This is a genomic window from Streptomyces sp. NPDC048415, from assembly GCF_040651675.1.
Lineage (GTDB): Bacteria > Actinomycetota > Actinomycetes > Streptomycetales > Streptomycetaceae > Streptomyces.
In genome coordinates, this window is the sequence record NZ_JBEZKJ010000008.1 from 118,520 (window position 1) to 141,670 (window position 23,151).

Genomic DNA, 23,151 nt, shown 5'->3' on the forward strand with positions numbered 1-23,151 from the left:
GCGCACGGCGGCCGGGGGAACGACGGCCATCGCGCACGGCGGCCGGAGACGACGTGCGTCCCTGGCCGCCGGCGATGATCGTCAGAGCTGGGACAGCTCGTCCACCAGGTCGTCCAGGCCCAGAGAACCCTGCGAGAGGGCGGCCATGTGCCAGGCCTTGGCGTCAAAGGCGTCACCGTGCCGCTTCTTCGCGTTCTCCCGGCCCAGCAGCCAGGCGCGCTCGCCGAGCTTGTACCCGATGGCCTGGCCGGGGATGGTGAGGTAGCGGGTCAGCTCACTCTCCACGAAGTCGGCCGGCCGGCTGCTGTGCGCGCCGAAGAACTCCTGCGCCAGCTCGGGGGTCCAGCGCTCGCCCGGGTGGAAGGGCGAATCGGCCGGAATCTCCAGTTCCAGGTGCATGCCGATGTCGACGATGACCCGGGCCGCGCGCATCATCTGCGCGTCGAGATAGCCGAGCCGCCGCTCCGGGTCGGTCAGGAAGCCCAGCTCGTCCATCAGGCGCTCCGCGTACAGCGCCCAGCCCTCGCAGTTGGCGCTGACCCCGCCGACGGTGGCCTGGTAGCGGGAGAGGTCCTCGACGACGTACACCCACTGCGCGAGCTGGAGGTGATGTCCGGGCACGCCCTCGTGGTACCAGGTGGAGACGAGGTCGTAGACGGGGAAGCGGGTCTGCCCCATCGTCGGCAGCCAGGTGCGCCCCGGGCGCGAGAAGTCCTCCGACGGCGCGGTGTAGTACGGGGCCGCGGCGCCGCCGGGCGGTGCGATGTGGGACTCCACCTTCCGTACCGGCTCGGCGAGTTCGAAGTGGGTGCCGTCCAGGGCCTCGATCGCCTCGTCCATCAGGCCCTGGAGCCAGGCCCGCACCTCGTCGACGCCCTCGATGTGCGTGCCGTGCTCGTCGAGGTGCGCGAGGGCCGCCCACGGCGTCTCGGCGCCGGGCAGGATCTTCTCGGCCTCGGTCCTCATCTCCGCGAGGAGGCGGTGGTATTCGGCCCAGCCGTACGCGTACGCCTCGTCGAGATCGAGATCCGTACCGTTGAAGTAGCGCGCCAGACGCGCGTACCGCTCGCGGCCCACCGCGTTGGGGGCGCCCTCGATCGTGGGCGCGTACACGTCGCGCAGCCAGTCCCGCAGGGCCACGAGAGCCTCGGTGGCGGTGCGGGCGGCCGTGTCCAGCTCGCCGCGCAGGGATTCCGGGCCCGCCGACGCGAAGTCCTCGAACCAGCCCCGGCCCTGGCCGTCCGTGTCCGACCACTCGGTGAGCTGCTCGATGAAGGTCGCGGTCGGGCGCGGGCTCGCGTACAGCTTGCGGTCCAGGCCCAGGGCGAGGGATTCCCGGTATCCGGCGAGGGCGGCCGGTACCGCGCGCAGCCGTTCGGCGACCGCGGCCCAGTCCTCGTCCGTCCCGGTCGGGGTGAGCGTGAAGACCTCCCGCACCCCGTGCGGCGCCGTGTGCAGGTTGCCCACGGCCCGCAGGCCCTCGCCGGCCTCGTGGACCGCGATCTCGGCGGTGAGCCGCTCGCGCAGCAGCCGGGCACAGCGGCGCTCGATGTCACGGTCCGCGCCGGGCTGCCGCTCCGCCTCGTCCAGCCGCGCGAGCGTCGCCCGCGCCAGATCCGCCACGGCCTGCTGGCCGGCGGGCGAGGTGTCGGGCAGCTTGCTGTGACTCTCCTTCACACCGAGGTAGGTGCCGAGTACCGGGTCGAGGGCGATGAGGTCGTCGACGTAGGCGTCGGCGACCTCGCGGGGCAGCGGGTTCTTCGTCTGTGACATGCGGACATCCTCATACGGGGACAGGCGCCACGTCAGCCCGATAAGCGAGGCCTCGCGCCCGTATCAAGCTGATTTCGCCGCGGGCTTGTCCGTGACCGGCTTCGCGGGGTGAGGGTCCCGCCGCGGCGGCAGCAGCGGGCCGCAGTCCCACTGCTGGAAGATCAACCGTGTCTCCACCCGCGCCACTTCACGCTGCGAGGTGAACTCGTCCAGCACCAGGCGCTGCAGATCCGCCATGTCCGCGACCGCGACATGGACGAGGTAGTCGTCGGGTCCGGTGAGATGGAAGACGGTACGGGACTCCGGCAGCGCCTTGATCCGGTCCACGAACGGCCCCACCAACTCCCGCCGATGCGGCCTGACCTGCACGGACAGCAACGCCTCCAGCCCCCGCCCCAGCTTCGCCGGGTCCAGCCGCAGCTGATGGCCGAGAATCACCCCCGCCCGGCGCAGCCTGGTCACCCGGTCCAGGCACGTCGAGGGCGCGACACCGACCTGCGCCGCGAGATCGCGGTACGTCGTCCGAGCGTCGTTCTGCAGCAGCCTCAGCAGATGAAGATCCACCGGATCGAGTACGACAGAATCGGCCATGCCGCGAACGTAACACGGGATCTGGCGCTAGAACCCCGGCCGGTGTTCAGTCTTCTGACCATGGATTCCTTGGTATACGACTCATATGACGCACAGGACCTCCTGAACGGAACCGGCCAGTCCTCCATCACGCCGACGGCTCGGGCGCTCGCCACCGAGGCCGTGCACGCCGGGCGGGAGGATCTCGCCGGTCAGGGGCTGCACGCGGCGCCGATCGACCTGTCCACGACCTACCCGTCGTACGACAGCCGCGGTGAGGCCGCCCGCATCGACGCGTTCGCGGCCGACGGCGGCGAACCGTCGGGACCGCCCGTCTACGCCCGGCTCGGCAACCCCACCGTCGCCCGCTTCGAGACCGCCCTCGCGCGCCTGGAGGGCACCGAGAGCGCGGTCGCGTTCGCGAGCGGTATGGCCGCGCTGAGTGCCGTACTGCTCGTACGGAACGCGATGGGACTGCGTCATGTCGTCGCCGTACGCCCCCTGTACGGCTGCAGCGACCACCTGCTCACGGCGGGACTGCTGGGCAGCGAGGTGACCTGGGTCGATCCGGCCGGCATCGCCGACGCTCTGCGCCCCGACACCGGTCTGGTGATGGTGGAGTCCCCGGCCAACCCGACCCTCGCCGAACTCGACCTGCGCGCCGTCGCGCACGCCTGCGGATCCGTGCCGCTGCTCGCCGACAACACGTTCGCCACGCCCGTGCTGCAACGCCCCGCCGAACAGGGCGCCCGTCTGATCCTGCACAGCGCGACCAAATACCTGGGCGGGCACGGTGATGTGATGGCCGGAGTGGTGGCCTGTGACGAGGAGTTCGCCCGGCGGCTGCGCCAAGTGCGGTTCGCGACGGGGGGTGTCCTGCATCCGCTGGCCGGCTATCTGTTGCTGCGGGGCCTGTCGACATTGCCGGTACGGGTCCGAGCCGCCTCCTCCAACGCCGCGGAACTCGCCCGACGGCTCGCCGACGACCCGCGCGTCGCCCGCGTGCACTATCCGCGCATCGGCGGCGCCATGATCGCCTTCGAGGTCCACGGCGACCCCCACGACGTCATCGCCGACGTCCGCCTGATCACCCCCGCCGTAAGCCTCGGCAGCGTCGACAGCCTCATCCAGCACCCGGCCTCCATCAGCCACCGCATAGTGGCCCCGGAAGACCGCCACCACGCGGGAGTCAGCGACCGGCTGCTGCGACTGTCGGTGGGTCTGGAGGACGTGGACGACCTGTGGGATGACCTGGAGCGGGCGTTGGGGGGTGGGGGGCGGAGCTGAGGGGGAGGGGCGCGGGTGTGTGTCGGGGCCGCCGGGGCGTGCGTTGCCCAGGGTCACGGGCGTGGGTTGCCTCGGTCACGGGCGTGCGCCGCCCGGGCCGTCCGAGCGTGCGCCGCCCCGGGCGGGTCACGGCCGTGGGTTGCTCGGGGCCGCCCGGGCGTGTGCCGCCCCGGGTTTGCCCGGGCGGGCGTCGCCCCGGGTTGCCCGAGCGGGCGTCGCTCGGGCAACCGCGGTGGCCGCTGCCCTCGGCCCGTTAGTCCCGCACAACCCGCTCCCCACGCTGGCCCTCGTCGTGCGGCAGTCGCGCAGTCACCGGAGTCGCGTCCAGGCGGGCGGTGATGACCAGGGTGCCCTCCTCGATCTGGTAGTCGAGGGGGAGGCCGAGACCACGCATGGCGGCGACCATGCCGGTGTTGGACGCCTGCGTGACGGCGTACACGCTCTCGCAGCCGGCCTCGACGGCCATCGTCACCAGGCGGCCGAGCAGTTCGCCGCCGACCCCGCGCCGGTGCCAGTCGTCCTCGACGAGCAGCGCGATCTCCGTCTCGTCGCCGTCCCAGAGCAGGTGGCCGAGCCCGACGATGCGCCCGGATGCCGTCTGCACGGCGAGGGTGCGTCCGAAACGGGGGCTGAGCAGGTGGTTGAGGTACCGGTCCACGTCGCCGACCGGGCCGTGGTAGCGCATGCTCAGCGTGCGCGGCGAGCAGCGCTCGTGCATCGCCTTGGCGGCCTCGACGTCGGAGACGTCGGCACGCCGCACAGTGATGGCGTTGCCCCGAGGCAGCGTCAGCATGTCCTGACCGCGCGGAATCCGCGGACCGAGCCGCGCGTCCAGCTCCACCAGCGCCCGCGCCCGCGCGAACTCGGTCGGCGTGAACGGCAGATACGGCCGCTCCACCGTGATCACTCCGCCCTCCGGCGCCCGTAGCCGCATCACCGTGTCCTCAAGGGCCCCCTCCACCGGAGCGCTCTCCTGCGCCCGCCCGGAACCCGGGGACTTGGCGGGCAGCGAACGGATGGTGCAGCGGCCGAGCAACTGCCGCAGCGCGAGCGGCAGTTCCGCGGCGTCCAGTGCCGTACGGGTGGCGAGGCCCAGCACCCGCGTCGGCGCGTCCACCAGGTCGTGGGCGTCGGCCCGTTCGATCCAGGTCCCGGCGCCGCCCGCCTGTGACACCGCGCGGGTGATCTCGGAGTTGGCCAGCTCCGCGGGGGCGCGCAGCAGGAACTCGTCCACCGTGCCCTCGGCCAGCGGGTGCGTCTGCAGGCTCAGGATGTCGACCTGCCGCTGCGCCAGCGCCGTGCACAGCGCGGCCAGCGAACCGGGCGTGTCCCTCACCGTCGTGCGCATGCGCCAGAGCACGGTCGCCCCGCCCACGGCCTCCGGCGTCGCGGCGGCTTCCTCGGACGCCCCGGCCGGCCGGCCGTCGGCGAGCGGCCGGGCGCCGGTATCGTCCGCCGGCGGCGCGTGACCGTGGTGGCGTGCCCACCATGTGTGGAATCCGGCCGTGGCGACGAGGATCACCGCCGAGGTCACCAGCAGAGCGGGCCCGTCGGGCCCGTGCCCGATCAGGTTGGCGGCGGCGTCGGCGACCGCGACGGCCGTGAACAGCGCCGCCAGTTCGACGAGGTCCCGCCGCCAGTGGTGGATGGGGCGACCGTGTTTCGTACGCGTCACATCAGACATGTCTGGAGTCATACAGCCACTGTGAAGGAAGGGTGTTGCGTGATCACGAACGGTTTGTGACTGATCGGTTAAGTATCGTTCTGCCCCTTTTGGAGTTCTTTTTAGGGGTCCTTTGCTTACATCAGGCGGCCGCCTGATGTGTCAGCGCGATCCGCAGGCGGCGTGCCTGAGCCACCAACTTGGACGAGCCGCGCCATCCGGCCGTCTGGGCGAGATGCGTGAGATCACCGCGTGCCCCGGACCGCTCGGCGCAGTCGGCCGCGACGGCCAGCAGATCTCCGAGCCCGCGTGCGGGACTGCCGCTCATGCCGTCCGTCGCGAGATCGGCCAGCAGAACGGGCAGCGCGTCGCGGAGCACCGACCAGACGGTGGCGTAGGCGCCCGTGGCCGCCGCCGTCTGCATCGACTCGGCGAGCCGCAGCGGCTTCACGGCCCCCCGGCGAACCAGCTCTGCCAGTTATGGCGGCAGACGAACCGGCACCAACGCCGCCGCGCACCGGGGGATGACTCCGGTGCGCGGACGATGGTTCGAGGGTACGGGAGGCGGCGGGCGCTACTGCCCCACGTGCCCGGGCTGCAGCACCTGCGTGAACAGCACGCTGCCGTCCTGCTCGCGCAGCCGCACCGTGAGCTCGCCGCTGTCCCCGTCGATGTCGACCTCGCCGAAGAACTGGTAGCCGCCGGCGGGAGAGACGTTCGAGGCGGTCGGCGCCTTCACGAACACCCGCTCGGGCCCGAAGGTGTTGTCCAGCGCGTTCGCCGGGAAGGCACCGGCGTTGAGCGGCCCTGAGACGAACTCCCAGAACGGCTCGAAGTCGGTGAAGGCGGCCCGCGAGGGCTGGTAGTGCTGCGCCGAGGTGTGGTGCACGTCGGCGGTGAGCCAGACGGTGCCCGTGATCCGCCGGTGCTTGACGAACCGCAGCAGCTCCGCGATCTGCAGCTCGCGCCCCAGCGGCGCGCCCGGGTCGCCCTGCGCCACTGCCTCGATGTTCGGCTTGCCCTCGGTCGTGTCCGGCACGACCAGGCCTAGCGGCATGTCGGCGGCGATCACCTTCCACACGGCACGCGACCGTGACAGCTCCCGCTTGAGCCACTCCAGCTGTTCGGCGCCGAGGATGCCCTGTGGGTCGGTGGTCTGTGTGTCGGAGGAGTTGGCGTTGCGGTACGTCCGCATGTCGAGCACGAAGACGTCCAGGAGCGGGCCGTGCCGCATGACCCGGTAGACGCGGCCGTCCTCGCTGCCCGGCCGCAGCGTCGAGATGGGGAAGTACTCGCTGAAGGCGCGACGGGCCCGGGAGGCCAGCACGTCGACGCTCTTCTCGGCGTACCGGGTGTCCGAGGCCGCGATCACCTCACCCGGGTACCAGTTGTTGCGTACCTCGTGGTCGTCCCACTGGATGATGGACGGCACCTGGGCGTTGAAGCGCTTCAGGTTCTCGTCCAGCAGGTTGTAGCGGAAGTTGCCGCGGAACTCCGCCAGCGTCTCGGCGACCTTGGATTTCTCCTCGGTCGTGATGTTCCGCCAGGTGCTGCCGTCGGGGAGCGCCGCGGTCGCCGCGATCGGTCCGTCGGCGTAGATGTTGTCACCGCTGCACAGGAAGAAGTCCGGATCGAGCTTGGCCATGGCGTCGTAGATCCGGTAGCCGCCGATGTCCGGGTTGATGCCCCAGCCCTGGCCCGCCAGGTCGCCCGACCACAGGAAGCGCACTCCATCGCGCCGCCCGACCGGCGTCGTACGGAATGTGCCGGTCACCGGTTCGCCGGTGCGCCGCGGGTCGTCGGGATCGGCGAGCAGGACGCGGTAGTGGATCTGCTCGCCCGGGGGCAGTCCTCGCAGCCGCGTCGTGCCGGTGAAGTCCGTGTCCGCGCCGAGCAGCGGGCCCTGCCATCTGCGGGGATTGCGGAAGGACTCGGTGGCCGACGTCTCGACGATCATTCGGGCAGGGCGGTCGGAGCGGACCCAGACCAGTCCCGAGTCGGCGGTCACGTCTCCGGCCTGGACACCCCACCCCGGCTTCGGCCGCCCGGACAGGGCGAACGCCGGTGCCGCGCCGAGCGCGGTGGGCAGGGCCAGCGCCGCCGACGCGGCGAGGGAGCCGCGCAGAACGCCGCGGCGACCGGGGAAGAGGCTGTGCGGACGGTGTGACATGAATGCGCCTCCAGGGACGGATTCGGCCAGTGTGCAATGCCACAACTACTGGGCCGCCGCAGCGCCCACGGAAACCACAAGTGAACAACTGGCCGCGGGAACAAGGGAGCCGAGGCACGACTCAGGGCGGTCTCGCGGGCACTCGAGGGAGTGATTCAGCTGCGGCCGGTGTCGGCATCGTAGGTACTCGATGGGAGTGATTCAGCTGCGGCCGGTGTCGGCATCGTAGGTACTCGAAGGGAGTGACTCAGCTGCGGACCGTGTCGACGGCTCAGGCACTCGGAGACGGGAACTCAGCCGCGGACGACCTCCGCCATCAGCCGCACCCCTTCGCGGATCCGCGCCGGCGACAGGTGCGCGTACCCCAACACCAGCCGTACGCCGTCCTCGACCGCCCCTCCGTAGTGTGCGAGCGAACGGACCGCCACCCCCCTCTCAGCGGTCCGCGCCAAGAAGTGGTCCTGTGGCCCGTATCGGCCGGGCAACACGGCGATGACGTGCAGACCCGCCGCGATTCCGGTCACCCGCGTGCCCGGGAAGTCCTCCTCCAGGGCGGACAGGAGGGCGTCACGCCGTTCCCGGTAGGCACGCTGGCAGCGGCGCAGCTGCCGGTCGTAGTCGCCCCGTTCGACGAAACGGGCAAGGAGCGCCTGGTCGACGACCGGGTTGCCGAGATCCATGGTGCGTTTGCGCTCGACGACCTCCTCGGAGAGGGCCGCGGGGACGAGCAGCCAGCCGAGCCGCAGACCCGGGGCGAGGGACTTGCTCACCGACCCCGTGTAGGCGACATGGTCGGGATCGAGCCCTTGCAGGGCACCCACCGGGGCACGGTCGTAGCGGAAGTCCCCGTCGTAGTCGTCCTCGATCACGAGTCCGTCCATCGAGCGTGCCCAGTCAAGGAGTTCCACGCGGCGGCGCGCCGAGTACGCGATCCCCGAGGGGAACTGGTGGGCGGGCGTCGTCACCACCGCGCGTACGCCCGACGCCTCCAACGGACCGCTGGCCAGTCCTTCCTCGTCCAGGGGCAGCGCTACGGTGCCGACGCCGGCCGACGCGTACAGCGCGCTGTGCTCAGGACTCCCCGGCTTCTCGACACCGACCTCGCGCACCCCGCGCGCGTGGAGCACGAAACCGAGCAGAGTCATCGCCTGAGCGACTCCGGAGACCACGACGATCCGCTCCGGGTCGGCGACCACACCCCGGCGCCGGGTGAGCAGTTCGGCGAGGGCCGTACGCAGCTGGGGCAGACCGCGTGGGTCCGGGTAGCCGAGGGCGTGATGCGGCAGCTCGGCCAGCACTCCGCGCTGCGCCGCCGCCCACGCGGCTCGCGGGAACAGCGACAGGTCCGGCGTCCCGGGTACGAAGTCGGCCCGCGCTCCGGCAGGTCGTGGGGCGAGATCACGCGCGCGCGGGCCCGCTGCACGGGCAGCGCCGCCGACCCAGGTCCCGGCACCACGGTCGCTGCGCAGATATCCCTCGGCCGTCAACTGCTCATACGCCTCCGTGACCAGCCCCCGCGACACGCCGAGGTCGGCGGCGAGCTCACGGCTGGACGGCAGCCGGGCGCCCGGAGCGAGCCGCCCCGAACGAACCGCCTCGCGCAGCGCCGCCTGCAAGGTGCGGCCACGCGCGCGTGCGGGCACCGAGGCGGCGGGCAGGAGCACTTCCCAGGCGGCGGTCCACGGTGTGGTGGCTGACGGTGCGGCTCCGGACGGCGCGGTGCTCGGCGGTGCGGCTCCGGACGGTGTGGTGGCTGACGGTGCGGCTCCGGACGGAGTGGTGCCTGACGGAGTGGTGCCTGACGGAGCGGTTCCTGACGGTGCGGCACTGAACGGCACGGCGGCCGATGGCGTGGCTCCGGGCGGCGCGGTGCTCGACGGTGCGGCACTGAACGGCACGGCGGCCGATGGCGCGGCTTCGGACGGTGTGGCGGCTGACGGTGCGGCTCCGGACGGCGCGGCGGTCGACGGCGTGGCTCCGGACGGCGCGGACGCCTGTGGCCCGCCACGATTGGTCCCCGATGACGTCATGGAAGTGGACCTTAAGCCGGACCACGTCCCTACATAGCGTCACCGTCATGAACGCCACCACCACCCGGGGCGCGCTGCTCGCCGCCCTCGCCTGCGTCCTCGTCGGAGGTTCCTTCACCGCCAACAGCGTCCTGGGCCACTATCCGTACACGGGCGGCCAGTTCCTGCGCTATGGCCTCGCCTGCCTACTGCTCCTGCCCCTGGTCGGCCGGGGCGGCGCGGCCCCGCTGCGGCGGCTGGCGGCGCGTGAGTGGGGGCGCCTCGCGCTGCTGGCGGCCGTCGGCATGGTCGCCTTCAACCTGGCGGTCATCGCCGCCGAACGCACGGCGGAACCGGCGGTTCCGGGCGTCTTCGTGGGCTGCGCCCCGGTGATCGTGGCCGTTGTCGTCCCGCTTCAGGAGGGCCGCCGTCCACAACGCCGCGTGTTGGGCGGAGCGTTGCTCGTCGCTCTCGGCGCCTTCACCGTCCAGGGGTGGGGCCGCACGGACGCGGCCGGGATCGCCTACTCCGTGTGCGCGTTGGCCGGAGAGGTCGGTTTCGCGGTCCTGGCCGTGCCCGTGCTGCGGCCCCTGGGGCCACGCCTGCTGTCGGCCACGGTGTGCGGGCTTGCCGCGGTCGAGTCGGCGGTCGCCGGGGTGTCGACCGGCGGCGGGGCGTGGCTGCGGACGCCGGACGCGACCGAGGCCGCCGCGCTGCTGTGGCAGGCGGCGGTCGTCACGGTGGTCGGCTTCGTGTGCTGGTACATGGGCATGCAGCGGATCGGCGCGGAGCGCGCCACGTTGTTCTCCGGTCTCATTCCCGTCGCGGCGGCCTGCACCGCGCCGCTCGTGGGCACGGGCGCGTACGGCGCCGCGCAGGCTGCCGGCAGCGCCCTGGTCGGCGGGGGAGTCGCCCTCGGATCCGGTGCGTTGGGCCACCTAGGACGCCGCTCAGCGGCTGCCGTCGAGGATGACGCGGGCGACGAGCGCCGGGTCGTCGTTCATCGGGACGTGCCCGCAGCCGGGCAGCCGCACCAGCCTCGCCCGGGGAATGATCTGCTTGGCGCGGATCCCTTGGCGGCGCACCAGGAGCCGGTCGCGGGTGCCCCAGGCCACGGTGACGGGAAGCGTCGGAATGTCGTCCGTGAACTGGACGGTGGCTCCCGCCCGGAGGGTCTCGCCGAATCCCTCGGCGTGGGCCAGCGCGAGGGTCTCGGCGACGACGGCCTCGGGTGAACGGCGGCCCGGCCGGGCATAGATGGTGCTCGTCAGCACCGTCCGACCGGCTGCCGTGCGCGAGAGCCGCTCGACCACCGGGAGCGGGAGGCGCCGCGCGGCCTGCCGCATGGCCATCAGCACGCCGAAGGCGTAGCGCCGCTCGATCGGTGACCAGAAACCGGCGGGCGAGAGGGCCGTGACGGACCGTACGAGCTTCTCGCGGCCCAGCCCCAGGGCCAGCAGGCCGCCCAGAGAGTTGCCCGCCACGTGCGGCCGCTCGATCTCCAGTGCCTCGCAGAGCGCTCCGAGCGCGGGTACCACCGTCGCCAGGTCGTGCGTGAGCCCTTCGGGCAGCGCCGGCGACTCGCCGAAGCCGGGAAGGTCGACGGCAATGACGTCGCGTTCGGCCGCCAGAATGTGGATGACCGGGTCCCAGGCCTGCCTGTGGTGGCCGATTCCGTGCAGCAGGAGCAGCGGTTCGCCACTGCCCACGCGCGCGTAGGACATGGTCACGGTCCTCGGGCCGCGCGGAGAGGGGAGGCTGAAGGAGACCGTGGCGGACATGGGGCTGCTCCTCGTCTGGGACACGCTGGCGGACAGTCTTGTAGACAGCTTGTCAGCAACTGCTACCGACGGGTAGCCCTCGGCCGCCACGAACCGCACGACGCACGCACACGCCGGGCCCAGTGGGCCACGGTGCCTGCGCGGAGCGGCCCACCAGGCGCCCGTACGCCGTATGAGATGCCACACGCCCGTACGCCGAGGTGCCACGCGCCCGTACGCCGTATGGAGGTGCCGCGCCCGCGTGCCTCGTATGAGGTGCCGCGCGCCCGTACGCCGCATGAGGCGCCACGCGCGCGTGCGCCGCGGACAGGGCCCACGCGCGCGGGCCCCTCAACGCGCCCTACGCACCTCCACGTTGAACTCAGGGTGCCCGACGTGCTGGAACAGGGTCAGCCACAGGGGAAGGTACATCTCCGTGGCCCGCGCCGTCCCGATGCCGCCCAGGTCGAGGACACGGTGCGCAGGCCAGCCGAACTCCCCGAGGAGCGCCGTCACCTGCTCCTTGGCGTCCCGGTCCTCTCCGGAGACGAAGATCTGGTGCTCTCCCGGCACCATCGCGGGGTCGACCATCAGGTGGCAGTTGACCGTGTTGAGGCTCTTCACCACCCGCGCCTGCGGGAAGGCGCGCTGGATCTGCTCGCCCACGCTGTCCGACCCGACGGGGGAGAGCCGCACCTGACCGTCCTCGAACGCGAGGGGGTTGGAGACGTCGAGAACGACCTTGCCGTCCAGATGCTCCTCGCCGACCGATCGCAGTGCGGGCAGAGCCACCCGCCCGCCCACCGCGTTCACGACCACCTCACCGAACGCGGCCGCCTCCGCGAACGTGCCGTGGCTCGCCCCCGGCCCCGCACCGTCGGCCCACTCCGCAGCGGCCGGATTGTCCTTCGTACGCGAACCCAGCGACACCTCGTGACCCAGTTCGACCAGCTTGCCGCCGAGGGTGCGCCCCACTTCGCCCGTGCCCAGAACCGCGTACCGCATGGTCGCTCCTCCGGTGTCGAGGCCGCCGGCCACCAATGGCCCGCGGGCCATTGTGCTCCGGCAGGAGGCGATTCCGCCTGGACACGACCGGACGAGTCGGGTGGGATGGAACGGTGGCAATCGACACCGTGACCGATGTCTTCGAAGAGCACCGTCCCGTCCTGATGGGCGTGGCCTACCGCATGCTGGGACGGGTGGCCGACGCGGAGGACGTGGTCCAGGACGCCTGGCTGCGCTGGTCCGGCGCCGACCGAAGCGGCGTGCGCGAACCGCGCGGCTACCTGGTCCGCACCACCACCCGGCTCGCCATCGACCGGCTGCGCCAGGTCCAGTCGCGCAACGAGGCGTACGTGGGGCCGTGGCTCCCCGAGCCCTACGTCACCGACTTCGGCGACACCGTCCCGGACGCCGCCGAGCGGACCGTGCTCGCCGACTCCGTCTCGCTCGCCTTTCTCGTCGTCCTGGAATCCCTGTCGCCCTTGGAGCGCGCGGTTTTCGTCCTCAGGGAGGCGTTCGGCTATCCGTACGCCGACATCGCCGCCATGCTCGACCGCGGCGAGCCCGCCGTACGCCAACTCGCCGGACGGGCCCGCAAGCACGTCGACGAACGGCGGCCGCGCTACGAGGTCGACCCGGCGGAACGCCGAGATCTCACGGAGCGGTTCCTCGCCGCGGCGGTGGAGGGCGACCTGGAAGGGCTCATGGCCATACTGGCCCCGGACGTCCGCCTGGTGGGCGACAGCGGAGGGCTCGCCCAGGCTCCCCTGCGCGTCATCGAGTCCGCCGACAAGGTGGGGCGCTTCCTTCGCGGTGTCGCCCAGAAGGGCGTCCCGGACGTGGCCTTCCGCTTCCTGGAACTCAACGGCGGCCCCGCGCTCCTGGTCCTGTCCGGCGACAAGCCCGACAGCGTCGTCCAACTGGACGTCGTGGACGGCCGCATCCAGTGCGTGTACATCGTGCGCAACCCGGCGAAACTGGCGTCCTTGGCCGCCGAATAGGCTCCCTGCTCCGCTCTGGCCGCACTGATCCCCGTACGACACCGAAAGCCCCCCTCTCTGGACGGGGGCTTTCGGCGTTGTGTCGCGAACGTCACCCAGCGCGAACGCCCCGTGAACGCTCCACGGAAGCGCACCGGTGCGATGCGTAGGCGATCGAGGATTGGTCTTGACCAAGGGTGAGGGCAGCCCTATGGTCGCAGGGATAGTGCAGGAACCTTTAATAAACAAGGGCGTTAAAACGCCGCTGGGCCACGGCGATTGCGGAGGACAGGGTGGGGACCACGCAGCTGGAAACGGTGCCGGAGCCTAAGTACTGGCATCTCAAGACCGTGCTCACTGAGGCACTGGACTCCGAGTTCTCCGTGGGCGAGATCCTGCCCAACGAACGCGATCTGGCGGCTCGGTTCGGCGTCGCCAGGGCCACGCTGCGCCAGGCGCTCGAGCAGCTCGAACTCGAAGGACGGCTGCAGCGCCGCCGCGGAGTGGGCACCACTGTCGCCCCGCCGCGCGTGGGCGTGGCCGTCGGATCCGAGCAGCACACGTGGCCCGGCGCGGCCGGAGACGCCTGGCAGCCCGCGGACTGCACGGCGACCGTCCCGCCCACGTCGGTGGCCGACGTCCTGGAGACCACCGCCGACGAGCAGGTGCACACGGTGCGCCGCTCCCGGGTGACGCACGGCCAGCCGGTCGCCGCCGAGCTGCTCTACATCCCGGCGTCCTCGGTGCCCGACCTGTCGGCGATCGACGCGCCCTCGGGTGCCGCACGCGCGCGTGCGGTGCTGCGCGAGCTGCAGCGCCTGGAGCTGGAGGGCCAGGACCGCGCCGTGGAGCTCGGCTCGGCCCGCGCCGACGACGCCAAGGAACTCGACCGTCTTCCCGGGGCGCCCGTCCTGGTCGTCACGACCCGCTTCTTCGCCGAGGGGCGTACCGCCGCGGTCTCCGTGGCCACGTACCGCGCCGACACCTGCCGGCTGACCTTCGGCGACTCGGGCGGCGTGGAGATCCATCACGCCCCGGAGCGCCGCGCTTCCTGAGGCGCCGCACCGGGCCGCCCACCGAGCCGCACCCGTGGTCCCCCGTCGTGCCCCGCACACCCCCGGGGCACGACGCTTTTCAGCGACCGTGCGCTCAGCGGCGCGCTGTGACCGTTCCCTCCACCGCGAACAACTGCTCCTCCACATGGTCGAGCGCCAGCCGCAGCGCTCCCGTCGCCACGGCCGCCTCGCCCAGCAACGAGAGGGTCACCTTGGGCGGGCGCAGACAGTAGCGCGCCAACTCGCGCCGCAGCGGTTCCAGCACGCCGTCCAGCCCGGCCGCCCAGCCCCCGACGACGACCAGCTCGGGGTCCAGGGCGAGGACGAGCGCCGCGACGTCGTGCACGAGACGCTGGATGAAGCGCTCGACGGCCGCACGGGCCCGCTGATCGCCGTTTCGTGCGAGGGCGAAGACCTCGGCGACCGCCTGCTCGTCCAGTGGGTGCAGCGGCTCGTCCGTGGTGGACAGAAGTGTTTCGGGAGTTGCCTCACGGCCCAGCAGGTGCAGCGCCCCGATCTCGCCGGCCGCGCCCCCGTACCCCCGGTGCAACCGTCCGCCGATCAGCGACCCGGCGCCCGGACTCAGCCCGGCCAGCACGAACACGACGTCGTCGGACTCCGTGGCCGCGCCCTTCCAGTGCTCGGCGACCGCCGCCGCGTTGGCGTCGTTCTCGACCAGTACCGGGCACTTGAAGGACCGACTCAGCCGCTCGCCGAGCCGCAGGCCCGTCCACTCCGGCAGCGCCGTGCCCAGGCGTACCGTGCCGTCCGCCTCCACGATCCCGGGGCTGCCCACGCCGACCGCCCGCAGCGAGCCGCGGGCGACACCCGCCCGGCGCAGCAGCTCGGCGACCGCCATCCGCAGCCGTTCGAGCCGCTCGTCCGCCGACGCGGTCTCGTCCACGTCCTTGGCCATGGCGCCCAGCACGCGGCCGTCCAGGTCGGCCAGGAGCGCGGCGACGCGGTGCGGGCCGATCTCCAGGCCCAGCAGATGGCCCGCCTCGGCCCGGAACCGGAACCTGCGCGCCGGACGGCCCTGGCGCCGGGCAGCGCCCTCCTCGGCGGCCTTCTCGACCACGAGTCCGTTCTCGATCAGCCCCTCGACGACGCCCTCGACCGTGGGCCGGGACAATCCCGTCACCCGGGTGATCTCGGTGAGGGTCGCGCAGTCCGTGCTACGCAATGCGTGCAGCACCACCGCGGAATTGATCCTTCGCAGCAGAGAGGGGTCCCCGCCGGTCAACCGCCCCAACGTCCGTCCTCCCAGCTCGTGCGCGTGTTGGCCGGATCGTACTCGGCGCCGCGCACCCCGGCGAGTGCCGGGACCCCCCTTACCTACCGACGAGTCGGAATCAGCCCGGCGCCACGAACCCCGACTCGTACGCAGCGATCACGGCCTGTGTACGGTCCCGGGCACCCAGCTTCGCCAGTACGGCACTGACGTGGGACTTCACCGTCTCGGTGCCGACGATCAGGCGCGCGGCGATCTCCGCGTTCGACAGCCCCCCGGCCATCAGCCGCAGCACCTCCGCCTCCCGCTCGGTCAGGGCGGCCCGCTCCATGACCGCGCGCGCCGCCGGATTCCCCGCATCCTCCCCGTACTCTGCGGCCAACTGCCGTACAGAGGCCGGAAACAGCAGCGACTCGCCCTCGGCGACCAGCCGCACCGCGTGCACGATCTCGGCGGGCCGCGCCCGCTTCAACAGGAAACCGTCGGCGCCCGCGCGCAGCGCCTCGTAGACGTACTCGTCGTTCTCGAACGTCGTCACCACGAGGATCTTCGGTGGGTCGCTGACCGTGCGCAGGAGCGCGCGCGTGGCCTCGATGCCGTTCATGAGGGGCATCCGGACGTCCATGGCGACCACGTCCGGCCGCAGCCGCCGCACCAGCGGAATCACCGCCGCACCGTCGGCCGCCTCCCCGACGACCTCGATGTCGGGCTGCGCCTCCAGGACGGCGCGCAGACCCGCGCGTACGAGGGGTTCGTCGTCGACGAGGAGAACGGTGACCGGCATCCGGCCAGCGTAGATCAGCGCAACGGCAGCTCTACATGCACCTGCCAGTCCCCCTCGTGCGGTCCCGTCCGCGCGCGGCCGCCGAGCAGCGCCGCACGCTCGCGTATGCCGCGCAGACCGCTGCCCCGGCCCGGCCCCGGTATGTCGGCCGTCAGCGGATTGCGGACCTCCAGCCCGAGCAGGCCGTCCCGGACCTCGATACGGACGCGGACCGGGACGCCTCCCGCGTGCCGCAGCACGTTGGTGAGCGACTCCTGAAGGATGCGGTAGCCCTCGCGCGACACCGGGCCCGGGACGCTCTCCACCGGGCCTCTCACCTCGGCGTCGACCTTGGCTCCTGAGGTGCGCGCGGACTCCAGGAGCCGGTCGGCCTCGGTCAGCGTCGGGCGGCTGCTCGCGGGGCGCTCCGCCTCGCGAAGGACGCCCAGCACCCGGTCCAGATCCTCCAGGGCCGCTCTGCCGGTGTCCTCGATGGCGCCCAGGGCCCGGTCGGTGAACGCGGGGTCGCCGGCCGCCCGGGCCGCGCCCGCCTGCACCACCGCGACCGTCAGCGCGTGACCGATCGAGTCGTGCAGCTCACGGGCTATGCGACTGCGCTCCAGGAGCTGCTCGGTGCGCTCCTCCAGGGCGGCGAGCCGCTCGGTGGGGGAGGGGCCGAGGAGACGGTGTGCGATCGCCGTGATCAGCTCGCCGAGGCCGACCACAGCGCCGTAGAGGGCGAGCAGCGGCAGCGGGACAAGCAGCGCGTACGCCCAGTGCGGGGGCACCGTCACCGTCATGAGCGGGGTATCGACACGAGTCGGGTCGAACACCGCCCTGACCAGGATGACGGCCGTCGCAGGCAACCAGACGGTGAGGAAACTCGCCACCGTCCCGAAGACCATCCGCGCTTCCAGCCAGAGCACGGTCCGCCACCGGTCCCACCAGGTGACCGAAGGAGCGACCGAGAACGCCGCGGCCCCGCCGCCCCGCGCCAGCATGAACTGCGCCTGCACGCCCTCGCCCCGCCGCACAGCCGGAATCAGCCCGAGCGGAATGAGCAGCACGGCAGGCACCCAAGGCTTCGACATGTCGATGAACAGCCACACGCTGACGAACAGAATGGGCACCCACAAGTGCAACCAGCGTGTATATGTCGTCCCCCGGACCAGCGGGCGCAGAAAGCGGGCCATCGCATCATCGTGCCAGGCGGCACTGACAACGGGCCTCCCCCGAGCGGGGGAGGGGATCTCCACCGGTGGGGGAGGTGACGCCCCCTCAACGAGGGCCAGTCTGAGGGCATGACGAGCATCGACGTCCAAGACCTGACCAAGGAGTACGGCGGCAGGCGCGCCGTGGACCACCTCACCTTCAGCGTTCTCCCGGGCCGCGTCACCGGTTTCCTCGGTCCCAACGGCGCCGGAAAGTCCACCACCATGCGGCTCGTGCTAAGCCTGGACCGGCTCACGTCCGGCACCGCCACCATCGCAGGCCGCGCCTACGCCTCCCTCCACGAGCCGCTGCGCCACGTGGGCGCTCTGCTCGACGCGCAGGCCGCGCACGGATCGCGGACCGCCCGCGACCATCTGCGGGCGCTCGCCGCGAGCAACCGCATCCCCGAACGCCGCGTCGACGAGGTGCTGGAGGAGGCGGGGCTCGCCTCGGTCGCGCGGCGCCGGGTGAAGACGTACTCCTTGGGCATGCGCCAGCGCCTGGGCATCGCGGCCGCGCTTCTCGGTGATCCGCCCGTGGTGCTGCTCGACGAACCGTCGAACGGGCTCGACCCCGAAGGGATCATCTGGATCCGGGAGTTGATGCGTCGGCTGGCCCGTGAGGGCCGCACCGTCCTCGTCTCCAGCCACCTCATGAACGAGACCGCGTCCTTCGCCGACCACCTGGTCGTCCTCGGCCGGGGCCGACTCCTCGCGGACATGCCCATGCGGGAGTTCATCCACGCGCGCGTGCAGCCCCGCGTGCGGGTGCGCAGCACGGACGGTCGGGCATTGGGTGACCTGCTCGCGCGCCACGGCATCGATGCCATCGAGGGCGAGGACGGACGCTGGACCGCCCTCGACGCGCGCGTGGAGGACATCGGGCGCCTCACGTCGACCGCGAACCTGTCCATCCTCGAACTCGCCACGGAGGAGGGCACGTTGGAGCAGGCCTACCTGGATCTGACGTCCGCCGAGACCGAGTTCGCCGCCACCCCCACTCCGACACAGCGCCAGGAGGCCCGACCATGACGTTCGTACCCGTACTCCGCGGGGAGTGGATCAAGATCCGTACGCTGCGCTCGCTCGTCGGAGCGCTGCTCGCCGTCCTCCTGGCGACGGCGGTGTTCTCCGCGCTCGCCGGACTCGACGACACCGGGGACCGGGAATTCGACCCGCTGTTCTCGGCATTCTTCGGGGTCAGCTTCGGACAGATCGCGGCGATCACCTTCGGTGCGCAGGCGGTCTCGGCCGAGTTCCAGGGCGGCGCCCTGCGCGTCTCGCTCGCCGCGGTGCCCGAGCGTGTGCGCTGGTTCGCGGCCAAGGTGGTGGCGATCGGCGTTCCCGCGTTCACCGTCGGGCTGGTCACGGGAGGTGTCAGCCTGATCGTGGGCAAGGCGGTGCTCGGGGCCAAGGCGAGCGGGCTGACCTGGGGGGAAGGGCTTCGCGCGGTGGTCGGCTGCGGTGTCTACCTGACTCTCATGGCCCTTCTCGCGGCCGGACTCGCGGCGGTTCTGCGCAGCGGTGTCGCCACCTTGAGCACGCTGATCCCGTTCCTTCTGATCGTGTCCTTCGTCGTCGGGGGAGCGTCGGGGAGCGTGGCGGACTTCCTTCCGGACAAGGCGGGACAGGTGGTCCTCCACGAGTCATGGGACGGCGCCCTCGGACCGTGGACGGGGCTCGCCGTGACCGCGGCCTGGACGGCCGCGGCCCTGACGGCCGGCGCCTGGAGCCTGCGGCGCCGCGACGCCTGAGCCCTGACGGCACGCCAATTGTCAGTGGCAGCCGCTTTACTGGATCTCATGACCAGCGCTCAGCACCTCGCCACGATAGAGCGACTGTGCTCCGAGGGCTTCCCTCAGGAGCACGGCGGCTCGGACGTCGGCGCCGAGGGACCGGGTTACCGCATCGTCGAGTTAGCGACGAGCGAGGAATTCTGGGAGGACGACGGCACGGCACGGGAGGAGACGCAGGAGCAGTACGAAGCCGATCGGGACGGCATCACGGAGCTGCTCGCCAACCGGTGGGGGCGCCCCCACATCATCAGTCTGGCGAGCGTGTTCGAGCGGTCGGTGGACGGCGAGGACATACCCGAGCCGTGGGGCATCCTGAGTTCGCATGTGCCGGACCTGCACCTCTGGAGGGCGGACGGCCACGACCGCTGGGTTGCCCTTGGCGTCTCACAGTGGGCCAGGGACCTGCCGTTCCAGCTCCTGCTCGTGGTCACGGAGATCGACCCGCCGTGACTTACGGGGTCCGAGCCGGATCCGCCGTGGCTTACGGGTCCGTGCCGGATCCGCCGTGGCTTACGGGGTTCGAGCCGGATCCGCCGTGGCTTACGGGGTCCGAGCTGGGCCCGCCGTGGCTTACGGGGTCCGAGCCGGATCCGCTATGACCTACGGAGTCCGAGCCGCTTCCCGCAACCGGCCGAATTCCTCCGCCATGGACGCCGCGGTCCAATGCGCATTGAGGCCACTCGGGTTGGGCAGCACCCACACCCGGCTGTCCCCGATCATCCCCTCCTGCGGGCCGACTTGGGCCTTGCGCTCGCCGAACGCCGCCCGGTACGCGGTCACGCCCACCACCGCGAGCCAGCGCGGCCGCAGCCGCTCCACCTTGGCGCCGAGCAGCCGCCCGCCCTCGAGGTACTCCTCGGCGGTGAGCTCGTCGGCCCGGGCGGTGGCACGCGCCACCACGTTCGTGATGCCGAGCCCGTACGAGAGCAGGTCGCCCTGTTCGGACGGCTTCATCAGCCGGGGCGTGAAGCCGGAAAGATGCAGCACTGGCCAGAAGCGGTTGCCGGGGCGGGCGAAGTGGTGGCCCGTCGCGGCCGTCATCAGACCCGGATTGATGCCGCAGAAGAGCACCTCGAGACCGTCCGCGGCAACATCCGGCACCAGCCGGTCGCGGGCGGCCTCCAGGTCCGCGGGAGTGAGCCGTGTCAGAGGATCGCCCCCGGCGTGTAGCCCGCGGCCTCCGGGTGCTGCTTCACGATCTCCTCGATACGGCCCACGACGACGGCGACCTGGTCGGCGGCGGCGCCCGTGAACGACAGCTTGTCGGCCATCAGCTCGTCGAGCTGCGCGCGGTCCAGCGGAATGCGCTCGTCGGCGGCGAGCTTGTCGAGCAGTTCGTTGCGCTCGGCGCCCTGCTCGCGCATGGCGAGGGCGGAGGCGACGGCGTTCTCCTTGATGGCCTCGTGGGCGACCTCACGGCCGACGCCCGCGCGCACGGCGCCCATCAGGACCTTGGTGGTCGCGAGGAACGGCAGGTAGCGGTCCAGTTCGCGCGCGACGACGGCCGGGAAGGCGCCGAACTCGTCGAGGACGGTGAGGAAGGTCTCCAGCAGGCCGTCCAGCGCGAAGAACGCGTCCGGCAGCGCGACCCGGCGTACGACCGAGCACGACACGTCGCCCTCGTTCCACTGGTCGCCCGCCAGCTCGCCCGTCATCGACGCGTAGCCGCGCAGGATGACCATCAGGCCGTTGACGCGCTCGCAGGAGCGGGTGTTCATCTTGTGCGGCATCGCGGAGGAGCCGACCTGGCCCGGCTTGAAGCCCTCGGTCACCAGTTCGTGCCCGGCCATCAGCCGGATCGTCTTGGCCAGCGAGGACGGGGCCGCCGCCAGCTGCACCAGCGCGGTGACGACCTCGTAGTCGAGCGAGCGCGGGTAGACCTGGCCGACGGAGGTGAACGCCTGCGAGAAGCCGAGGTGCCGGGCAATCCGCTGCTCCAGGTCCGCCAGCTTGGCCGCGTCCCCGCCCAGCAGGTCCAGCATGTCCTGCGCCGTGCCCACCGGGCCCTTGATACCGCGCAGCGGGTAGCGGCCGAGTAGCTCCTCGACCCGGCCGTACGCGACGAGCAGCTCGTCGGCGGCGGTCGCGAAGCGCTTGCCGAGCGTGGTGGCCTGTGCCGCGACGTTGTGTGAGCGGCCCGCCATGACCAGCTCGGCGTACTCACCCGCGAGCTTGCCGAGGCGTGCAAGGACCGCCACCGTGCGGTCGCGGATCAGCTCCAGGGAGAGCCGGATCTGCAACTGCTCGACGTTCTCGGTGAGGTCGCGGGACGTCATGCCCTTGTGTACGTGCTCGTGCCCGGCGAGGTCGTTGAACTCCTCGATCCGCGCCTTCACGTCATGCCGCGTGACCTTCTCGCGCTCGGCGATCGAGGCGAGGTCGACCTGGTCGAGGACGCGCTCGTAGTCGGCGATGGCGGCGTCCGGCACCTCGATCCCGAGGTCCTTCTGCGCCCGCAGCACGGCGAGCCAGAGCTGACGCTCCAGCTTCACCTTCTGCTCGGGGGACCAGAGCGTGGCGAGCTCGGCGGAGGCGTAGCGTCCGGCGAGGACGTTCGGGATACGGGGCTTTGCGGGTGCGGCAGTCACGTGTATGGATCCTACTGGCGATTCCTGCAGGCCGGCGCCGCGGGGCTCTTCGTGGGAACCTACGAGCCCGGCTCGGAGCTGTCCGCGATCTCGGCCAGGATGTCGCCGTGGCACAGCTCGGGCGCGCACCAGCACGCCAGCGTCTTGCCGCGCAGCGCGGGCACCTGGCCGAGCAGCTCGGGGCGCTCCAGCAGATACGCCCGGTACTTCTCCATGACTTCGGCGCGGGTACCGTCCCGCTTCTTGGTGGGGGTGTCCGGCGCGAACGGGTTGTAGAGCGGGTGCTGCGGGAGGTCCCAGTGGCCCATGGTCCAGCGGCGGCCGACGTAGACGAGGTCCGCGGGGGCGTTTTCCAGCCGGGGGCCGAAGTCGCGGATGTGGCCCTTGAGGTTGATCACGGTGGTGGGCTGGGTGGGCTTGGTGGGCATGGGGCTCCCTTCAGCCGTATGTCTACCCCACGGGCCCGTCGTACGGCAGCAGCTCCGGCCGCTTCGCCGGGAGCCCGTCACCCGATGAGCGCCCCGTCAGCCGCCGTCCGATCCACGGCAGCAGGTGCTGCCTGGCGAACCGGGCGTCGGCGGTACGGCGGGCGACCCAACCGGGCGGCGCCGTGGCCGCGACCGGCGCACGCCACTGCGGGTCCTCCGGCTCGTACCCGAGCGTCTGCCACACGGCCTCGGCGACGCGGCGGTGCCCCTCGCCCGTCAGGTGCAGCCGGTCGACGTCCCACAGGCGGGGGTCGGCGAGGGAGGGCGCCCCGTACAGGTCGACCACGAGTGCGCCGTGCCGCCCGGCGAGGTCGTCGACGCAGGCGAAGAGCTCTTCCATCCGGGGCCGGAAGCGTTCCAGCACCGGCCCGTTGCGGCCCGGGCTGCGCATCAGGACCAGCTGCTTGCAGGAGGGGGCCAGCCGCTCCACGGCCTCCTCCAGGAGACCGCGGACGCGTCCCATGTCGACCTTGGGTCGCAGTGTGTCGTTGAGCCCGCCCACCAGCGTGATCACGTCGGGCCGCATCGCGGCCGCCACGTCCACCTGCTCGTCGACGATCTGCCTGATCAGCTTGCCCCGCACGGCGAGGTTGGCGTAGCGGAAACCGGGCGTCCGCGCCGCCATCCGGCTCGCGAGGAGATCGGCCCATCCCCGGTACGAGCCGTCGGGCAACAGGTCCGACATGCCCTCGGTGAAGGAGTCGCCGACCGCGACAAGGCTGGTGTGGGTGGCGTTCGTCTGCATGGCGGAAAAGATGGTAACCCGCACGACATACCCGCCGGTCGGTGGGGCCACCGACTCCGC

At 71.8% G+C, this 23,151-nt stretch carries 21 protein-coding genes and 2 pseudogenes; 8 read left to right on the top strand and 15 right to left on the bottom strand.

Translation table 11 applies throughout. The features are described 5' to 3' along the window. Positions 1-81 precede the first annotated feature (81 nt). Both AB0D27_RS09015 and AB0D27_RS09020 read right to left on the bottom strand, forming a co-directional pair. A complete protein-coding gene (locus tag AB0D27_RS09015) occupies positions 82-1,773 on the bottom strand; it encodes a DUF885 domain-containing protein (protein WP_362504213.1) in 1,692 nt (563 codons plus the stop codon). Positions 1,774-1,836: 63 nt separating this feature from the next. Then, complete coding sequence (locus AB0D27_RS09020) at positions 1,837-2,364, bottom strand: Lrp/AsnC family transcriptional regulator (RefSeq protein WP_362504216.1); 528 nt, start codon at positions 2,362-2,364, stop codon at positions 1,837-1,839. A gap of 60 nt (positions 2,365-2,424) precedes the next feature. Between AB0D27_RS09020 and AB0D27_RS09025 the strand changes: the two genes are divergently transcribed. Continuing rightward, on the top strand, positions 2,425-3,630 hold the full coding sequence (locus AB0D27_RS09025) for a PLP-dependent transferase (protein WP_362504219.1): 1,206 nt from the start codon (positions 2,425-2,427) through the stop codon (positions 3,628-3,630). 253 nt (positions 3,631-3,883) lie between these two features. On the opposite strand, the gene AB0D27_RS09030 is transcribed toward AB0D27_RS09025, so the two are convergent. From AB0D27_RS09030 to AB0D27_RS09045, 4 genes and pseudogenes are all read right to left on the bottom strand, one after another. Then, positions 3,884-5,314: a GNAT family N-acetyltransferase gene (locus tag AB0D27_RS09030; protein ID WP_362504222.1), complete on the bottom strand. Its 1,431-nt coding sequence runs from the start codon at positions 5,312-5,314 to the stop codon at positions 3,884-3,886. A 121-nt stretch (positions 5,315-5,435) separates the two neighbouring features. Next, positions 5,436-5,771: pseudogene (locus tag AB0D27_RS09035) on the bottom strand (hypothetical protein); the annotation flags it as partial. 96 nt (positions 5,772-5,867) lie between these two features. Then, positions 5,868-7,463 carry an alkaline phosphatase D family protein gene (locus tag AB0D27_RS09040; RefSeq protein WP_362504225.1) on the bottom strand — a complete coding sequence of 532 codons (1,596 nt, stop codon included), beginning with the start codon at positions 7,461-7,463 and terminating at the stop codon, positions 5,868-5,870. 293 nt (positions 7,464-7,756) lie between these two features. After that, positions 7,757-9,127: a PLP-dependent aminotransferase family protein gene (locus AB0D27_RS09045; protein ID WP_362504228.1), complete on the bottom strand. Its 1,371-nt coding sequence runs from the start codon at positions 9,125-9,127 to the stop codon at positions 7,757-7,759. A 25-nt stretch (positions 9,128-9,152) separates the two neighbouring features. Between AB0D27_RS09045 and AB0D27_RS09050 the strand changes: the two genes are divergently transcribed. Together AB0D27_RS09050 and AB0D27_RS09055 are read left to right on the top strand one after the other, a co-directional pair. Then, positions 9,153-9,530 carry a hypothetical protein gene (locus AB0D27_RS09050; RefSeq protein ID WP_362504231.1) on the top strand — a complete coding sequence of 126 codons (378 nt, stop codon included), beginning with the start codon at positions 9,153-9,155 and terminating at the stop codon, positions 9,528-9,530. 10 nt (positions 9,531-9,540) lie between these two features. Then, positions 9,541-10,377: pseudogene (locus AB0D27_RS09055) on the top strand (EamA family transporter); the annotation flags it as partial. Between the two features lie 45 nt (positions 10,378-10,422). On the opposite strand, the gene AB0D27_RS09060 reads toward AB0D27_RS09055, so the two are convergent. Beyond that, positions 10,423-11,253: an alpha/beta fold hydrolase gene (locus AB0D27_RS09060; RefSeq protein ID WP_362504234.1), complete on the bottom strand. Its 831-nt coding sequence runs from the start codon at positions 11,251-11,253 to the stop codon at positions 10,423-10,425. 330 nt (positions 11,254-11,583) lie between these two features. Next, positions 11,584-12,237, bottom strand: coding sequence for an NAD(P)-binding domain-containing protein (locus AB0D27_RS09065; RefSeq protein WP_362504237.1), 654 nt, complete (start codon positions 12,235-12,237; stop codon positions 11,584-11,586). Between the two features lie 113 nt (positions 12,238-12,350). Between AB0D27_RS09065 and AB0D27_RS09070 the strand changes: the two genes are divergently transcribed. Continuing rightward, positions 12,351-13,235 carry an RNA polymerase sigma-70 factor gene (locus AB0D27_RS09070; RefSeq protein WP_362504240.1) on the top strand — a complete coding sequence of 295 codons (885 nt, stop codon included), beginning with the start codon at positions 12,351-12,353 and terminating at the stop codon, positions 13,233-13,235. Positions 13,236-13,507: 272 nt separating this feature from the next. Further along, positions 13,508-14,269, top strand: coding sequence for a GntR family transcriptional regulator (locus tag AB0D27_RS09075; RefSeq protein WP_362504242.1), 762 nt, complete (start codon positions 13,508-13,510; stop codon positions 14,267-14,269). A gap of 94 nt (positions 14,270-14,363) precedes the next feature. Here AB0D27_RS09075 and AB0D27_RS09080 read toward each other — a convergent pair whose 3' ends face one another. The 3 genes from AB0D27_RS09080 to AB0D27_RS09090 form a co-directional block, all read right to left on the bottom strand. Then, positions 14,364-15,521 (bottom strand): ROK family transcriptional regulator, encoded by a 1,158-nt coding sequence (locus tag AB0D27_RS09080; protein ID WP_362504246.1) that lies wholly within the window; start codon positions 15,519-15,521, stop codon positions 14,364-14,366. Positions 15,522-15,621: 100 nt separating this feature from the next. Then, on the bottom strand, positions 15,622-16,284 hold the full coding sequence (locus AB0D27_RS09085; RefSeq protein ID WP_362504249.1) for a response regulator transcription factor: 663 nt from the start codon (positions 16,282-16,284) through the stop codon (positions 15,622-15,624). 14 nt (positions 16,285-16,298) lie between these two features. Beyond that, a complete protein-coding gene (locus tag AB0D27_RS09090) occupies positions 16,299-17,456 on the bottom strand; it encodes a histidine kinase (protein WP_362504252.1) in 1,158 nt (385 codons plus the stop codon). Between the two features lie 108 nt (positions 17,457-17,564). Here AB0D27_RS09090 and AB0D27_RS09095 point away from each other — a divergent pair, with 108 nt between their 5' ends. Genes AB0D27_RS09095 through AB0D27_RS09105 form a run of 3 tightly spaced genes read left to right on the top strand, consistent with a single transcriptional unit; the run spans position 17,565 to position 19,720 of the window. After that, a complete protein-coding gene (locus AB0D27_RS09095) occupies positions 17,565-18,506 on the top strand; it encodes an ABC transporter ATP-binding protein (protein WP_362504255.1) in 942 nt (313 codons plus the stop codon). Continuing rightward, a complete protein-coding gene (locus AB0D27_RS09100; protein WP_362504258.1) occupies positions 18,503-19,228 on the top strand; it encodes an ABC transporter permease subunit in 726 nt (241 codons plus the stop codon). Before AB0D27_RS09095 ends, AB0D27_RS09100 begins: the two co-directional genes overlap by 4 nt. 48 nt (positions 19,229-19,276) lie before the next feature. Beyond that, the gene (locus AB0D27_RS09105; protein WP_362504261.1) at positions 19,277-19,720 is read left to right on the top strand and encodes a hypothetical protein; all 444 of its coding nucleotides are present in this window, start codon (positions 19,277-19,279) and stop codon (positions 19,718-19,720) included. A gap of 150 nt (positions 19,721-19,870) precedes the next feature. Here AB0D27_RS09105 and mug read toward each other — a convergent pair whose 3' ends face one another. Genes mug through AB0D27_RS09125 form a run of 4 tightly spaced genes read right to left on the bottom strand, consistent with a single transcriptional unit; the run spans position 19,871 to position 23,091 of the window. Beyond that, positions 19,871-20,371 (bottom strand): G/U mismatch-specific DNA glycosylase, encoded by a 501-nt coding sequence (gene mug / locus AB0D27_RS09110; RefSeq protein ID WP_362504264.1) that lies wholly within the window; start codon positions 20,369-20,371, stop codon positions 19,871-19,873. A gap of 44 nt (positions 20,372-20,415) precedes the next feature. After that, on the bottom strand, positions 20,416-21,858 hold the full coding sequence (purB, locus tag AB0D27_RS09115) for an adenylosuccinate lyase (RefSeq protein ID WP_362504267.1): 1,443 nt from the start codon (positions 21,856-21,858) through the stop codon (positions 20,416-20,418). Between the two features lie 59 nt (positions 21,859-21,917). Beyond that, on the bottom strand, positions 21,918-22,286 hold the full coding sequence (locus AB0D27_RS09120; RefSeq protein ID WP_362504270.1) for a DUF4326 domain-containing protein: 369 nt from the start codon (positions 22,284-22,286) through the stop codon (positions 21,918-21,920). A gap of 22 nt (positions 22,287-22,308) precedes the next feature. Next, positions 22,309-23,091 carry an SGNH/GDSL hydrolase family protein gene (locus tag AB0D27_RS09125; protein ID WP_362504273.1) on the bottom strand — a complete coding sequence of 261 codons (783 nt, stop codon included), beginning with the start codon at positions 23,089-23,091 and terminating at the stop codon, positions 22,309-22,311. Between the last annotated feature and the right edge of the window lie 60 nt (positions 23,092-23,151).